This window comes from Novosphingopyxis baekryungensis DSM 16222 (genome assembly GCF_000420305.1).
Classification (GTDB): domain Bacteria; phylum Pseudomonadota; class Alphaproteobacteria; order Sphingomonadales; family Sphingomonadaceae; genus Novosphingopyxis; species Novosphingopyxis baekryungensis.
Map to the genome: position 1 here is coordinate 530,161 of NZ_ATUR01000002.1, position 15,656 is coordinate 545,816.

The window sequence follows — 15,656 nt, forward strand, 5'->3', positions numbered from 1 at the left end:
TTCAGGCAATCTGTTGCTCGCTCGGCCCGCGTCCGACCTGGATCATCGTCACGGTTCCATCCTCGTCAATCTCGGCAATCTCGCCCGTCGGTTCTTCCAGCAGCAGCAGGGCGATAAAACCCACTATCGCGGTGCCGGCGATCACGAAGAAGAAAGTGGATGCATCCACCACCGAGAATATGATGAGATAGATGACCGCGCCGACATTGCCATAGGCCCCCGTCATGCCGGCGATCTGGCCGGTGAGCGAGCGTTTGATAAGCGGCACGACGGCGAACACCGCGCCTTCGCCAGCCTGCACGAAGAAGGAGCAGGCCATCGCGGCAACCACCGCCAGCCATACCGGCCAGGTGGAATCGATGATGCCCATCAGCGCATAGCCGACCGCCAGTCCGCCGGTCAGGATCAAAAGCACGGTCTTTCTGCCGAACCGATCGGACAGCAGGCCTCCGCCAGGCCGCGACATCAGGTTCATGAACGCATAGGCCGATGCGACCATCCCAGCCAGAACGGCCGAAAGGCCAAAGGTTTCGGCAAAGAACAAGGGCAACATGGAAACCACGGCAAGTTCCGATCCGAAGGTCGCGAAATACAGGATATTGAGGATTGCCACCTGTTTGAACTTATATTGCTGAAACTCGGGTACCGGCGTCGTGAAAAGGCTGCGATTGGCGCGGATAGCCAGAAACGCATCATAGGCATAGAGCAATGCCAGCCCAAGATAGACCGACAGCGTGGTCCCTTCGCTGAAGATGTCGACGTTTTTCAGGCGCCAGGCAAGCGCACCCAGTGCAAGATAGAGCGGCACCTTCATGACCAGCAGCAACCAGAGGTCACCCGTCGACGTCACTTCCATGGCCGTCGAATTGCGCGGTTTGAAATATTTGGAGCCCTCGGGCACGTCGCGCACGCTGGCATAATAGATAAAACCGTAGATCAGCGCCATGGCCCCGGTCAGCCCGATTGCCCAGCGCCAGCCATCGTCGCCGCCGAACCACAGGGCGATGGTGGGCAGTGTAAAGGCTGCGGCTGCGGAACCGAAATTCCCCCAGCCGCCATAGACGCCTTCTGCGGTCCCCAGTTCATTGGCGGGAAACCACTCCGAAACCATTCGGATGCCGATGACGAAGCCCGCGCCGATAAAGCCCAAGGCGAAGCGCGCGAGCGCGAGCTGCGTGAAACTGTCCGCCATCGCAAAGGCGAAACATGGTATCGCCGAACTGACAAGCAGCGCGGAATAGACCCGCCGCGGTCCGTAAAGATCGGTCAGCATCCCGATGACGATGCGCGCCGGAATGGTGAGGGCGACATTGAGGATCAGCAATGTCGTTACCTGGTCCTTCGTCAAATCCAGGCTTTCCTGGATCGCCTGCAGCATTGGCGCCAGATTGAACCAGACGAGAAAGGTCAGGAAAAACGCGAACCACGTAAAATGCAATGTCCGCATTTTTCCTGAAAATGAAAACAGGTTGAACGATGTCGACATGGAATTGCCCTCCAATTTCAGAATGAGACTTCGGCCTGGAGCCAGAATTTTTCGGTATCGACCGCAAAGGCGTCCGCTGAGTAATTCGCGTATTTCGCCAGGACAGCGACCGCCGCCACCTTGAAGCCCAGCGAGGCATCCCATTCGGTGCCATAGTTCACGCCGCCAAAATCGCTGTCGAACCGATGATAGGTGACAGCGGCTTTCAGCCCCTCCACCGGCAGCGCCTCGCCGAAATTATAGGATGCGGTCGCATTGTAATCGCGCACTCCACCGGCCGGCGTGACGAGGAAAATGTCGGCCCAGCCCTGAAAGGCGTGTAAGGTTGCCATGGGAGTCTGAAAGGCGGCGATACCGTTGTCGCTACCCAGCTCTTCATAACCGGTCGTCACGCCGAACCCCGCCACATTGGCGCTCAGCCGAAGACCGATAAATCCGGCGGTGTATTTGACCGGATTCGATCCATAATCCGATTGGGTGGCGAAACTGGCCTCGGCAAGAATCGGTAAGCCGGGCAGAGGCACTTTCACGGCCGCCTGCAGTCCGTAAGTCTGGCTGGAAAAGGCGTCACGCGCATCATAGTCGATGAGATAGGTGAACAGTCCCGCATCCACGCCGGCAATATCCGCATCCGCGATGAGGAAGACGAAGTCACCGTCCAGATGTTCGTTCGGGCTTTCGCTACCGAAAATGGTGCGTTGGTTGATCGCATAAGTTGCGTCCAGGGAGACTGGCCCTACTTTCGCCAGGCCGCGGACGGCATCGAAGGTCTGCTCGTTCTGCCTCCATCCGACATTGCCGACGAAACGGGAATTGCCATGGATGATGCGCTGACGCCCGATCACAGCCCCTGTTCCTTCGCGCATGACGGAAAGCTGCAGGCGATTGAGTTCCAGTGTCTCGGGGTCCGGAACCACCGGGAAGGGTTCGATCCCATTGGACGGGATCGTGTCATTATAATCATCGATCAACGCAAGCGTGCCTTCGGCCTCCGCAAGAAAGGACACAATGTCGGCCTTCGCTTCGAAACCGGCCCGAAGGCGCGCCGTGAGCGCTTCTGCGTTTGACAGTGTTTCGCCCTGATCGACCGTTTCGAGGCGTATGCGCGCGTCCAATATCGGATCGAGCGTGACGCCATCGGCTACTTCGATCGGGCCGAGCGGACCGGTTTGTGCCATCGCGGGGGCCCCCAACGCAGTCAGCGCGCTGGTCAGGCCCAAGGTTATTCGTTTCACCGACTTTTCTCCCGATTGTCTCAGTTCGGCAAGTCTCTCCCTCTTTCCCCGCCCCGGCTTCGCCGCCAGAAACGCACGCAAAAAAACCGCCACGACGAGTGATCCAAACTGGATCTGTCGGGCGGCATCATTGCCACGCATTGTCAGGGTTTTGCGCCGGGGTTGAGAATCAACCCATCCTTGGGTTCACCCCGGTGCAATCAGATTGTTACGCAATTCTGTGTTGCGATGCAACAGACGGTTAGAAAATTTGCGAAATGCCGCAATGAAACATGCGCATTTACGTTTGAGCCGCGATATACGCCTGCAACCTGTCCGGGTCGAAAATCCGCCCATCGAAAAAGCTGTCGGCCGTCAAAGTGATCTCACCTTGCTGCGCGCCCACAGCAAGCGGGCCGCGAAGGCTGCCTTCAACCTTGGAACTGGCACCGGGCAGGAGGTCGCCTGTTCCCGCCAGCGCACGGCGATAGATGTCAGGCCGGAATACGGCTGCGGCTCGCGCCGCATCGGCCGGGTGGTATGACAAGCCTTCCCAGCGCACGAGTTGCGAATAGAGCCACATCGCCTGGCTGATCCATGGGAAGTTCGCAGCCTCATTATACTGGAACATGAAGTCGGGATAGAACAACGGTTCGGTGCCCAAGGCCAGGACCATCTGATCCGCGATGGCCCGACCTATGATGTCGGCGGACCCGTCGAGATAGTCCGGGCGCGCCAGAATGGCGGCGGCTTCCTGCCGGTTGTCCGGATCGACGAACCACTTGCCGGCTTGCCGCATGGCACGGACAAGCCGCTCACTCGCGCCCTGGCGATCGGCAAGATGGCTTTGCTTGAAAGCCAGAACCTTGTCGACACCGCGGCGCCAAATCTGGGCGGTGGCCAAGACGATCCGCCCCACTCCGCGATCGACCGCCACCGAATTCCAAGGTTCGCCCACGCAGGTACCGTCGATTTCCCCCGATGCCAGCGCGTCGGCGCTGAATGGCGGCGCCACCGTCACGATTTCGATATCCTCGTCCGGCCGAATGCCACATCCTGCAAGCCAGTATCGGAGCATGTAATTATGCGAGGAATGGCGGTGGACCACCCCGAAACGCAGCCGTCGACCGGCCGCTGCGCGCGCTCGCGCTTCCTCTGCCAGCGCTGCTCCAACCGCTACGGGATCGGCCAGGATGGCCTGTGGCCAGACGGCATCGGCAAGGTCCGTTCGCAAGGTAATGGCATTGCCGTTCAAACCCAGTACGAAGGGTGCGGAAAGGGGCTGTGCAGGGCGCCCCCGGCCAAGGCTGGTCGCAATCGCCAGCGGGGCGAGGAGATGCGCCGCATCGGTATGGCCGTAAAGCAGGCGGTCGAGAACGGTCGCCCAGGTCACATCGCGGGTCAGCCGCAAGTCGAGCCCCTCCGCCTCAGCGAAGCCGAGCTCTCGCGCCAGAATGGGGAGGCACGCATCCACCAGCGGCAGGAATCCGATTGTCAGTCGTTCGCTCATCGCATTCCGTTCATCAGTTCATGCGCCGTCACGACCGCTTCGGCAATGGCCGCGATGCGCCGGTTGGAATCCATCGCCTTGCGGCGCAATTCCGCATAGGCTTCCGGTTCGGACCATCGTCGTTCGTTCATCAAGATACGTTTCGCCCGGTCGATTGTTTCGCGCTCATGAAGCTGTCCGCGGGCCTCGGCCAGTTCCTGTTCCAGCCTGGCGAACGCCTGGAAACGCCGAACCGCAAGATCGAGCAGAGGGCGAATACGCGGCGCGGACAGGCCGGCCACCACATAGGCGGAAACACCGGCGTCGATAGAGGCAGCGATCGCCTCGTCGTCACTCTCGTCGACGAACATCGCGATAGGGCGCGCCAAGGCCCGGCTGACTGCGAAATACTCCTCCAGAACATCGCGGGCCGGGTTTCCAAGATCGATGAGCACGATGTCGGGTTCGATTTCGGCAATGCGCGCGATCAGGGCGGACCGTTCCGAAAGGATGAAAATCTCAGCGTCGCCGAACGCCCGCAGCCCGTCTTCGATGATCGTGGCGCGTGCCCGGCTCTCATCGATAACGACGATCTTCATAGACTGATTGTGCAGCGCAACATGCCTCCGTGCAAGAGGGTTTGCCGAAAATAGACCCGCTGCCGCAATCGGCTCCAGGCGCGTTCTCGCGGAGCGGACGGCCTGGACGATGACCGACCGAAGGGATGTCCTGTATTTTTGCCGGACGATGCAAAGCGGAAGGGCCATGCAGGACAATGCCGCCGAGCTTCGCGAGAAGTTGCGCAAGCTGGCCAACCGGCGTCGCCGGGAGGGCGTTCTGATCAACCGCAAGAAGACCCAGCGCATTTATCAGAAGGAAGGACTGGCGGTCAGGCGGCGACGCATCCACAAGCGTGCCGTCTGGACCAAGGCGCCAGCGCCGGTCCTGGCTATATCGAGCCAACGCTGGAGCCTGGGCGCTTTGACAAGCTCCGGAGAGCATTTTGCGCGACGAGATAGCATCAGGGCGCCGCTTCCGCGTGCTTAATGTGGTGGATGACGTGACGAAGAAGTGCCTGGCATGGTGCGGAGAGGCGGGAGTGGAGTGGCATTACATTGCGCCGGATTAGCCGATGTAGAACGGCTCCTGCGAGAGGTCGCGTCGCCACCCTTCGAGGCAATTCATCAAGCGGTTTCGACTTCCCGCAGAGCCAAGCTGATGGAACCGGTCATGCCGTTCAAGATCGCAGCCTCGCAAGTTGCGGCCGCCGCGTTGTTTGGGATGAGGGCCATGCTGGACGGACGGGCGCGCGAGGTCGTGGACCTGCTTCGGAACAAGGTCTTGCGGTGAGGCACCCTCTTGCTAATCTGGTTTGCGAGCTGATGCGGCCTTTGCCGGGACTTTGAGAACGAAAGTGATGCAGAATGCGAGACGCACCGCTTGTCGCCAGGCCTCTCGTGCCGTCGCTTGTCTATCGAAGGCGCGGTAGTGCGAGAGCAGATGACGCCAATCAAACTCACGTTCCTCGCTAAGTTGGGATCGAGGACTTGAGAAAGTTGGGAATCCTTGCCGGCATGGGGCTTGTACTGATGGCTGCAGACGCGGCGCATGCTTCGTCAGCGCTGCAGCAAAGCTTTCTCCAGCCGATGGGGCCGGTGGCCGGCGAGCAGTTATCGCACCTGCTGCGGGTGATCGCGATCACGATGGTGGTGATCCTGCCAGTGCTTGTGGGCGTACCTTTTATCCTGTGGCGCTATCGCTATGCGAAACCGAAGGGCGACTACGCGCCGGAATGGGAATTTTCGAAAAAGCTCGAATGGGCGCTTTGGGGCGTGCCGGTTCTGGTGGTCGCCGTGCTGGCCAGCTGGCTATGGTATTCGACAGATAAACTTGATCCCTATGAGCCTCTGGGTCCCGATCCACTGCAGGTGCAGGCCATCGGGCTCGATTGGAAATGGATCTTCATCTACCCTGAAGAAGGCATCGCCACGGTGAATGAACTGGCCGTTCCCGTCGGGCGACCGGTGGAACTTACGCTGACGACGGACACCGTGATGCAGAGCCTGCTGATCTCTTCGCTCACCGGTCAGATCTACGCCATGCCGGGTATGACGACGAAGCTGAATTTCTCCGCAATTCGCATCGGCGATGCGGAAGGAGAGAACACACAGTTCAACGGTACTGGTTTTGGCCGGCAGAAATTCATCGTGCGCGCGCTGGAACCGGCCGACTATGCCGCCTGGACGGCAAGCGGAGCAAGCGGAGCGACCCTGGACGAGCCGACTTATGCGATCCTGCGCCGACAGTCCGTCCTGGCCGACGCCCGCCGCGATCTGGGGATGGAAAGGAACGCCATACCGATCATGATGACGCTGGGGCAGGATGGCGTTTTCGATCGGATCGTCGCCAAATATCATCAGCGCGCCAAAGGTACCGCTGGTGAACCCTGGGGCGGAACGGGACTGCCCGAAAGCGGTACGAACGAGGCCGCACAATGAGCTTGGACACCAGCCCGGTCTTCGGCAATCTGGACTGGAACGTCACGCCATATACCGATCTGCTGCGCGAGGTGAACAGCAGCACGATCGTGGGCGCTGGTGCGGCCAGCATGCTGGTGCTGGGCGCAATCGCCGGGGTGGGCTTGCTGACCTATAGGCGCTGGTGGGGGCCGCTTTACCGAAACTGGCTGACCTCGCCGGACGCGAAAAAGATCGGCATCATGTATATTGCGCTGGCGCTCATCATGATGGCGCGCGGAATTATAGAAGGCTTCGTGATGCGCGCGCATCAGGCGACCGCGCTGGGCACGCTGACGCAGGAGGAAAGCGGCCTGGTCGCGCCCGATCATTTCGCGCAATTGTTCAGCACGCACGGGACGATCATGATTTTCTTCGTGGCCATGCCCTTGCTCATCGGCCTCATCAACTTTGTGCTGCCGCAGCAACTGGGCGCCCGCGACATGGCGTTTCCGGTGCTTAATCAGGTAAGCCTCGGCCTCACCGCGGCGGGCGCTGCGCTGGTGATGATTTCGCTGCTGATCGGAAAGTTCGGCACCGGGGGCTGGACCATGTATCCGCCCTATACCGGGATCGACTTCAGCCCCGGCGAGGGCGTGGATTACTGGTTATGGGCCATCCTGATTTCAGGGGTCGGCTCAACGCTTACAGGCATGAACTTTGCCGTCACCATCTTCAAGGAACGCGCGCCGGGGATGCATTTCATGCGCATGCCGCTATTCTGCTGGACCGGCCTGTGCGTCGCCATCATGCTGATCTACGCCATGCCCGCCCTGACCGTGTCGAGCACGATGCTGGTGCTGGATCGATATCTGGATTTCCATTTCTTCACCAATGATGCCGGCGGCAACATGATGAATTATGCCAACATCTTCTGGATGTTCGGCCACCCGGAAGTCTACATCCTCATCCTGCCGGCCTTCGGCGTGTTCTCCGAGATCAGCTCCACCTTTTCGGGCAAGCGCCTCTACGGTTACACCTCGCTGGTGATCGCCAGCATGAGCATTGCGGTCATCAGCTTCACCGTCTGGCTGCACCATTTTTTCACGATGGGGCAAAGCGCCGGCGTCAACATCGCCTTCGGCATTGCGACCATGATCATTGGTGTGCCCACGGGCGTGAAAATCTACGACTGGATGGCAACCATGTGGCGCGGCCGCGTGCGGATTACCGCGCCCATCGTCTATCTGACCGGCTTCTTCCTGTTGTTCGTGATCGGCGGTTTGTCAGGCATCATCCTCGCCAACCCCTCGATCGACTATCAGGTGCATAATTCGACCTTCCTGGTCGCGCATTTCCACAATGTGATCATTCCCGGCGTGCTGTACGGCATGCTGGCGGGCATCCATTACTGGTTCCCCAAGGCCTTCGGCTTTCGCCTCAGCGAAAAGTGGGGGCGGATCACGGCAATCCTGTTCGTGGGTGGGTTCATCTTCACTTTCATGCCCCTTTACGTGCTGGGCCTGATGGGCATGCCGCGCCGTTCGCCCACCTTTCAGAACCCCGATTTCATGCCGTGGATGTATGTTGCCGTGCTCGGCGCGGCGCTGATGTTGTGCGCGCTTGCCAGCCTCGCCTGGACATTCTGGACCAGCTATCGCAACCGCCGCGCGCTCGCGGTGCCCGGTGGAGACCCGTGGAATGGATCGACGCTGGAATGGTCCACACCCGCACCGGTGCCGGAGTGGACCTTTCCACATATCCCGCACGTACAGGCGCGGAGCGACTGGGGCGAGATGAAGCGAGCCGGCGATCCGTGGAAGGCGCCGGAAGAATATTGCGACATCGAGATGCCGGCCAGCACCGCGCACGGACTGCTGATCGCGGGTGCCAGTTTTGGCCTCGGCTTCGCGATGGTATGGCATGTCTGGTGGCTGGCGGTGCTCAGCTTCCTTGCAATTCCGGCGCTGTTGGCGCTGCGCGGCATGCGGGTGATAGAGCCCAGAATTATCCCGGCAGCGCAGGTGGAGGAAGCCGACAGGCGCTTCCGCCAGCAAGTTGCCAACCTCGCCCCCGTCACGCGGGCTGAGGAAGAGACGGAGCGCAATCGCGGCGTGCCCGACATTTCGGAGTTTGCCGGATGAGCGAGACAAACCTCTATCCCGGCCTCAATCTGGGCGGCGGCCATGGCGAAGCGCACGAACAGGCCGAAAGCACGGTCTTCGGCTTCTGGGTGTTCCTGATGAGCGACCTCATCATCTTCGGCATCCTGTTTGCATCCTATGCCTCCTACCTCGATCCTATCGGCATGGCCGGCGGGCCGGGACCGCAGGATCTGTTCGATATGAAGAGCGTGGCAATCCAGACGGCGTTCCTCTTGGTCGGCGGCACGGCCTATGCGGGCGTATCGCTGGCGGTGAAATATGAAACAGGCCGCGCCAAGGTAATCGGCTGGCTGCTGGTCTGCGCCACCCTGGGCACGGGCTTCCTGTTCTTCGAGGTGAAGGACTTCATCGACCAGGCGGGCAAGGGCGGGCTGCCGCAGGCCAGCGGCTGGCTCAGTTCCTATTGGGCGCTCGTGGGTCTGCACGGCATCCACGTGCTATCCGGAATCATCTGGATAGGGGCCATGGCCGCACAGATTCTCCGGCGCGGGCTGGACGATGTGGTGAAGGTTCGCTTGTCGATGCTCGGCGTGTTCTGGCATTTTCTCGATCTGATCTGGGTTGGCATATTCTCCTTCGTCTTTCTGGTGCCCCTCCTATGACCAAGCCCAATACGGGAGAGCTTGATGCCGAGGACGGCGCCCGCGAAGAGATCAGGCGCTATGCGGTCGGCTTCTTCGCCAGCCTGCTGCTAACCGGCGGTGCGTTTGCCGCCGTGCTGTCGGCATTGCCCACCAGTTGGAAAGTGGTGCTCGTGTGCATGGCGGCACTGTTGCAGATCGTCACGCATCTGCGCAATTTCCTGCATCTCAGCTTTTCAGGCCAGCAATCGCGCGAAGACTTGCTGCTGGTCCTGTTCTCCGTCTGCCTGTTGGCAATCATGGCGGGCGGCACCTGGTACATCATGTCCGATCTTGGCGGGCGGATGCATCAGAGTGATGAAACAGGCATGGCCGCACATGCGATGCCCGATCCCTGATGAAGCCGGGGGTTTTGATCACCCGAAGGCAGGCCGTTTTTCTCCTGAACTTCGTGGCCGGCTGGATCGACGGGGTCGGTTTCCTCGCTCTCGTCGGATCGGTGCAGGCGTTCCCGTCCTTCATGAGCGGTAATTCCACGAAGATCGTGACCGATGCGGTGTCGGGCAAATTCGGGCTTGCCGCCGCAATCGGCGGCGTCGTGCTCGCGTTCATCCTGGGCACGATTGTCGCCCGTCTGCTGAACGATGGGTCCAAGCGCCGCGAAACCGCTGCGCTTGTGGCTGTTGCGTTGGGGATGTGGTCGGCTTCTGCAGGAGCAAGTGCGGGCTGGAGCAAAGATATGCTTCTGGTAGCTCTCGCCTTCACCATGGGCATGATCAACCGATCCTTGCAGGGGCGCAACGGCTACACGGTGCACACTTTCCTCAGCGGAGCCGTGGTGACGATAGGGTCCGACATTGCCGATGCGATTTCCGGGCGCGGGGCGTGGAGGCAGGCGCTCGTGCCGCTAAGCATCTGGGGCGCGATCCTGGCGGGTGCAGCGCTTGGCGCCGTGGTAGTGCTGAATATCGGCTTGATCGGTGCGCTCATCGCCCCGGCACTGGTGGTAACGGGGCTTGCTCTCGCCAATGGTCTCAGCTGGCTGCAACCGGCTGCGGACGCGCAGGATGGCCACCCCCAGGCGATCGACATGCATGGTTGAGTGTGTCGCCGAACTTGGGTCGACATGCATCGTTCGAGAAGTTCAGATCCGCTCAAAGCCACGCGCCAATCTATCGCGATAACCATTACTGCCGTTCGCATCGACAGGTTGGAAGGCCGGACCGACGACGAGCTCAAGCTCATGCTCGGCACCAACCAGGACTGCGTTGTCGAAGTGCTCGGCGTTCCGGAGCGTGACTGCTACCAGATCGTGCACGAGCAAAAGAAGGGCCGGATGGTCTTCCTCGACACCGGCATGAGTTTCGAACGCAGCGTCGGCGTGGTTGCCATCCAGTCCTCCACCAATCCCCGCACGCATGTCGAGAAGATAAAGGTCTTCGAGTAGCTGTCGGACAGGCTGGGAGAGATATGCGGGCTGGACCCGATGGACCTGTTCATATCCGTATTCACTAATCGCGACCAAGATTGGAGCGTCGCCGGTGGCGAAGCGCAATATGTCACTGGTAAGCTGCCCTGACGGATTGGAAGAAGTGCGCCAGCGCTTTCCGGCAAGGACGCTAGCCTACATCTCTTCTTTGAGCCCGGACCGGATAAGCCACCAGTTCGGGAAATAGGCCGTGGCGAAACCGGCCAGCATCGCGATCTGCATGGCGGCCCAGAAGACTGGACTGCCCGCATCGACGGTCCCGCCGAAGACAGCGGGAAACAGCACGAAATGCGCGAGGCCCATGAAACCGTACATGCCGACTTGCCAGCTGGTGAGGGACAGCACGTCCGCCTTAATCGCGGCCTTGATGCCCTCGCTGACGGACAGATCGCGCATGGGCGCGATGGCGAAATACTGGAATACGATGCCGATCAGCAGGGCAAAGACGTAATCCATCGTCCACTGCGCGAAGATCTCCGTGCTGAAGATCGTCCCCAGGCCGAACAGCGCTAGGACGCCGGGCAGATAATGCGCCGCGTTTTCGCAAAGGAGGTCGGCCAGCGAGCACCCAGCGCCGCAATGCAGCGTGCCCTTGGCCACCTTGGCCGCGAAGGGCGCTTCGCCCGCATCCGGTCCGGCGTAGCGGTTGTAAAACAAGATCAGCAGCGGGCCGGCGAACAGCGCACATAGCGGCCAGACGAAGCGCATCACCGCCATCTTCGGCGGGTTCCGCTTCATCTGCCACGCCAAATAAAGGGCGCAGGCCAGCCCAAGCAGTAGCATGCCTATGGATGCCAGTTGCACCCATTGCGGAATCACCATGTCGCCGCCCACTTTGCTCAGGCCGGCTCGACCCTGACCGGTACGGACTTGGACGCTGGTGTCTTGGAAATCTCGTCATGATGCGTGATCGGCACCAGCACGTTGCACTCCGGATAATAGCCCGCGATCGTGCCGCGCGGAAGCTTGTATGCAATCAGCTTCAGCCCGCTCAGTTTCCGCTCCACATCATCGCCGTCGTAATCGGTGACCAAGCGAACGGTATCGCCGTCGTGCAGGCCCGCGTCGGCAATGTCATCCGGGTTCATCAGCACGACATCGCGCGTGCCCTCAATACCGCGAAAGCGATCGGAATAGCCGTAGATCGTGGTGTTGAACTGGTCGTTCGACCGCATCGTCAGCAGGCGATAACGGCCCGGCTTGTCGGCAAAGCCCAGCGATGTGAGCTGGGGCGGTGTCGTGATGACCGCCTTGCCACTGTCGGTTTTCCACACACGCTCGGCAGCGGGATTGCCGCGCCAGAAGCCACCGGCCTGGAACATGCGCTTGTTGAAATCGTGGAAGTCATCCGGATAAGTCGCCTCGATCAGGTCACGCACCAGCGCGTAATCGGCGGTCCATTCGTCCCATTTCATCTTGGGATTGGGGTCAAGTGTGGCCTTGGCAATGCCGGTCACGATCGCCAGCTCGCTCTTCAGATGCTCAGAGGCGGGCGGACGATGCCCGACCGATCCATTGATCATGGAGAAGCTGTCTTCGCTAGTCACGGCCTGGTTGCCGCTGGCCTGCTCGTCGAGTTCGGACCGGCCGAGGCAAGGCAGGATATAGGCAGATTTGCCCGGATAGAGATGGCTGCGGTTGAGCTTGGTGGACACCATCACGACGATGTCCTGCTCGGCCCAGCCATCTTCCATCCGCTTCTGATCGGGCACCGCGCGCACCAGATTGCCGCCAAGCGAGATAAAGCCCCGCACTTTGCCTTCTATCAGGCCCTGTACCGCGTCGACCACGTGCATGCCGTCCTTGGTCGGCGGATCGAAATCAAATAGCTCTTTGAGCTTGTCGAGCGGGACCAAGTGCGCTTTTTCGGCAATCCCCACCGTGCGCTGGCCCTGCACATTTGAGTGACCGCGCACCGGGCAGCAGCCAGTGCCCGGGCGGCCGATATTGCCCTTGAGCAGCAGCAGGTTGACCAGCATCGCGATATTGAGCGCGCCGTGCGTGTGCTGGGTAAAGCCCATGCCATATACGCCGATCACCTTCTCCGCATCGATATAGACCTGCGCCGCGTCCCGTAGCGCAGCCTCGGTCAGGCCACTGGCTTTTTCGATATCAGGCCATTGCGCATCGCGGCAGCAGGCGATGAAGTCCTCGAACCCGGTGGTATGCTGCTTGATGAATGCGTGGTCTATAACCTCGCGCGTCCCGGCTTCCTGCGCTTTGTCGTCGGTTTCCACCACCACCTTGCACAGCCCCAAAATCGCGGCGACATCGCCGCCCGATTGCACCTGATGGTACTGATCGGAAATAATCGTTTCCTTGCCGGTCATCATCGCCAGCGGATTTTGCGGATCGACGAAGGATACCAGGCCCTGCTCGATCACCGGATTGAAGGTCACGATCTTGCCGCCGCGATCCTTCAGGTCCTTGAGATTATGCAGGAAGCGCGGGCTGTTGGTGCCTGGGTTCTGCCCGAAATAGAAATAGCAGTCCGTCTCCGCCAGGTCGTCGAACGTTACGGTGCCGACCGGCGAGCCGATGACCTTCGTAAGACCCACCGAGGTGGTTTCGTGGCACATGTTGCTGCTCTGCGGCAGGTTATTGTTGCCATAGGCGCGGGCCAAAAGGGCGTAGAGGTAGCTCGCTTCCAGGCCCGCATGACCCGACGCGTAGAAAACAACGTCCTCCCGCGGCAATTCGCGCAAGGTCGCGCCGATTTCGGCAAAGGCATCGTCCCAGGCAATCGGGACGTAACGGTCCGACGGCGCGTCATATTTCATCGGATGCGTCAGCCGGCCCGATTTTTCCAGCTCGTGATCGGACCATTCGCGAAGCTGGCTGACGGTATGGCCGTCTTCGCCGAAAAATTCCGGCGTGCATCGATCCTTCGTCAGCTCCCACAAAGTCGCTTTCGCCCCGTTCTCGCAGAATTCAAACGCAGCATAATTTGCGGGCTTGGGCCACGCGCAGGACATGCACATGACGCCCTTGGGCTTGTTCAGCCGCCGCAAGCTGTCGAGCGCACCCGGCGATGCCCAGGTCTCACCATAGATGCTGGCGATACCCTTCATCGAACCCCAGCCGCCGGCAGGGCCGGGCGAATGAGGAAGGTCGTCGGTATTTTTCTCGGTTTCGTCGGCCATCATGCACTCTCGACAGTTATTTTTCGGGAAACGCATTTCCTCACCAAGCTTTCCAGACTCCATGAGGTTTTCATAAATAATGTGCCCCATTTCTCGGCTTGGCAACGGTCTGACGGTTCAGCACTGAGCATTGGTGGCCGTGCCGGCTGATGGTTGAACCGAAATGCCCCCGGCGGGCAAACGCGAAGCCAAGTGCATGGCCAAATCAGTTTGCCCAGTCCCTTGCAAGACTGCAGACCCGATACTGCGGTGAAGCTCTTTGCGCAGGACGCCTGCTTTGCACGAAACTGGCGTGCCAAGCTTGCCTCAGCCGGGTGTCGATCAGTTTTGCGCCAAAATTGTCCAAGGGCAGAAAGAACGATTCATTGCGCCGCTGCGCACGCTTTCAGGCGTCCATCCTATTCCGGGCAATCTGGCAGACTTCCTTCTCGCTGGCATGCCTGCCGTTCCATTGGTGTCGTCTATCTAGCCCGGGTTGTGGCCGCAGGGTTTTAGATGACATTTATGCAAGGCTAAGCAGTCAGCCTAAGCAGATCCCGCCAAAGATGGTCCGCTTTTCTAGATCAGGTTCTCGGCATAGGCTCACAGAGCTTCGGATCGGTCAGCCTAACTATATGCATAACAGGCGGACCGCTTAGTCACTTGGCATCCTGTTAACTTGAAGAATTAACCATCAATCGCCCCGGTATAGGTGCGTTTGGGGTGGGACTTGGGCATCAAAAACCTGTAAAGTTTACCGACAGTAGAAACAGCTATTAATTTTGTGTTAACATACATCATGCCGATTCGCCGCTTATGTTCGCTTGGATCGACAGCCAACCTGTTTGGGATGCGATCATGGTTGGATCGGTTGAAGCGACATGTGCTGCCGGAGCACAGGGCGATAGGTGGCAAATTATATTAGTAATTGCATCATCGTGCATAACGCTGAGAAAACAGGGAAATTATCATGAAGAAATTGCATAAATCCATTTTTGCCTTCACGGCTATTGCCGCTTTGAACGCTGCTGCCCCCGCTGCGGCGGCAAGCTTGGTCGGCGATACAGTGTCCTGCTCACAGACCGGCAGTGGCTCTTCTTTCACCTGCTCGCCATCGACCGCAGTTGTCGGCAGCGGCACCGAGTTCTCTGCTGGCGGCGGCACCTTCATGACGTTTGACTTCGGCGCGAACGATTTGCTGATCAACATGCTGAACACCGGCTCGCTGGGCGCGACGATCATCGAGTTTTCGAACCTTTCGAACGCTTTTACGTCTTACAGCTTTGGCGGCTCGACGATCGGCGGATTTGATGCCAGCGATGTGTCCCTGACCAACGGCGTTCTACGTCTGAATTTCATCGGCACGAATTTCAACGCTGGCGATACGGCCAATCTTAGCGTCAGCGCCGCGGCCGCCGTTCCCGAGCCGTCTACGTGGCTCATGATGCTTTTCGGCTTCGGCTTGGTTGGTTACGGCATGCGTTCGGCCAAGCGTCGTTCGGATGAGAAGTTCGAAACCAAGATCAAGAACATCACTTACGGCGTCGCCTGACGCTATAGGATAGCGATACATAAAAAAAGGGCCGCGCCGTCAAAGCGCGGCCCTTTTTCTTTGGCTTGCCAGGCTGTTTTTGCTGAGAGCTTGTCATGATAC

At 59.8% G+C, this 15,656-nt stretch carries 13 protein-coding genes and 1 pseudogene; 8 read left to right on the forward strand and 6 right to left on the reverse strand.

Annotation, left to right across the window (positions count from 1 at the left end; all coding sequences use genetic code 11):
• Nucleotide 1: 1 nt before the first annotated feature.
• The 4 genes from G410_RS0102615 to G410_RS0102630 form a co-directional block, all read right to left on the reverse strand.
• Nucleotides 2–1,438, reverse strand: coding sequence for a NarK family nitrate/nitrite MFS transporter (locus G410_RS0102615; RefSeq protein WP_211214984.1), 1,437 nt, complete (start codon nucleotides 1,436–1,438; stop codon nucleotides 2–4).
• Between the two features lie 65 nt (nucleotides 1,439–1,503).
• Entirely contained in the window at nucleotides 1,504–2,721 is a 1,218-nt protein-coding gene (locus G410_RS0102620; RefSeq protein ID WP_028970979.1) for a hypothetical protein, read from the reverse strand.
• Nucleotides 2,722–3,001: 280 nt separating this feature from the next.
• Complete coding sequence (locus G410_RS0102625) at nucleotides 3,002–4,210, reverse strand: CmpA/NrtA family ABC transporter substrate-binding protein (protein WP_022672110.1); 1,209 nt, start codon at nucleotides 4,208–4,210, stop codon at nucleotides 3,002–3,004.
• Nucleotides 4,207–4,788 (reverse strand): ANTAR domain-containing response regulator, encoded by a 582-nt coding sequence (locus G410_RS0102630; RefSeq protein WP_022672111.1) that lies wholly within the window; start codon nucleotides 4,786–4,788, stop codon nucleotides 4,207–4,209. The genes G410_RS0102625 and G410_RS0102630 overlap by 4 nt, the downstream gene beginning before the upstream one ends.
• An 85-nt stretch (nucleotides 4,789–4,873) precedes the next feature.
• Between G410_RS0102630 and G410_RS0102635 the strand changes: the two are divergent.
• The 7 genes and pseudogenes from G410_RS0102635 to G410_RS17105 all read left to right on the forward strand — a co-directional run.
• Nucleotides 4,874–5,312 (forward strand): annotated as a pseudogene (locus tag G410_RS0102635) (hypothetical protein); the annotation flags it as partial.
• Nucleotides 5,313–5,763: 451 nt separating this feature from the next.
• A complete protein-coding gene (locus G410_RS15305) occupies nucleotides 5,764–6,687 on the forward strand; it encodes a cytochrome c oxidase subunit II (protein WP_051137170.1) in 924 nt (307 codons plus the stop codon).
• Nucleotides 6,684–8,789 (forward strand): cbb3-type cytochrome c oxidase subunit I, encoded by a 2,106-nt coding sequence (locus tag G410_RS15310; RefSeq protein WP_022672115.1) that lies wholly within the window; start codon nucleotides 6,684–6,686, stop codon nucleotides 8,787–8,789. Before G410_RS15305 ends, G410_RS15310 begins: the two co-directional genes overlap by 4 nt.
• A complete protein-coding gene (locus G410_RS0102655; protein WP_022672116.1) occupies nucleotides 8,786–9,412 on the forward strand; it encodes a cytochrome c oxidase subunit 3 in 627 nt (208 codons plus the stop codon). Before G410_RS15310 ends, G410_RS0102655 begins: the two co-directional genes overlap by 4 nt.
• Nucleotides 9,409–9,789 carry a cytochrome o ubiquinol oxidase subunit IV gene (locus G410_RS15315; protein ID WP_022672117.1) on the forward strand — a complete coding sequence of 127 codons (381 nt, stop codon included), beginning with the start codon at nucleotides 9,409–9,411 and terminating at the stop codon, nucleotides 9,787–9,789. Before G410_RS0102655 ends, G410_RS15315 begins: the two co-directional genes overlap by 4 nt.
• A 14-nt stretch (nucleotides 9,790–9,803) precedes the next feature.
• Nucleotides 9,804–10,493 carry a DUF1275 family protein gene (locus G410_RS0102665; protein ID WP_162604062.1) on the forward strand — a complete coding sequence of 230 codons (690 nt, stop codon included), beginning with the start codon at nucleotides 9,804–9,806 and terminating at the stop codon, nucleotides 10,491–10,493.
• Between the two features lie 24 nt (nucleotides 10,494–10,517).
• Complete coding sequence (locus G410_RS17105) at nucleotides 10,518–10,838, forward strand: tautomerase family protein (RefSeq protein WP_211214985.1); 321 nt, start codon at nucleotides 10,518–10,520, stop codon at nucleotides 10,836–10,838.
• A gap of 177 nt (nucleotides 10,839–11,015) precedes the next feature.
• On the opposite strand, the gene G410_RS0102675 is transcribed toward G410_RS17105, so the two are convergent.
• Both G410_RS0102675 and G410_RS0102680 read right to left on the reverse strand, forming a co-directional pair.
• Nucleotides 11,016–11,618, reverse strand: a complete 603-nt coding sequence (locus G410_RS0102675) for a DUF4396 domain-containing protein (RefSeq protein ID WP_245559282.1) — start codon at nucleotides 11,616–11,618, stop codon at nucleotides 11,016–11,018.
• 101 nt (nucleotides 11,619–11,719) lie between these two features.
• Nucleotides 11,720–14,023, reverse strand: coding sequence for an FdhF/YdeP family oxidoreductase (locus G410_RS0102680; RefSeq protein WP_028970981.1), 2,304 nt, complete (start codon nucleotides 14,021–14,023; stop codon nucleotides 11,720–11,722).
• Nucleotides 14,024–14,972: 949 nt separating this feature from the next.
• Between G410_RS0102680 and G410_RS17250 the strand changes: the two genes are divergently transcribed.
• The gene (locus G410_RS17250) at nucleotides 14,973–15,554 is read left to right on the forward strand and encodes a PEPxxWA-CTERM sorting domain-containing protein (RefSeq protein ID WP_022672121.1); all 582 of its coding nucleotides are present in this window, start codon (nucleotides 14,973–14,975) and stop codon (nucleotides 15,552–15,554) included.
• The last annotated feature ends 102 nt before the right edge of the window (nucleotides 15,555–15,656 follow it).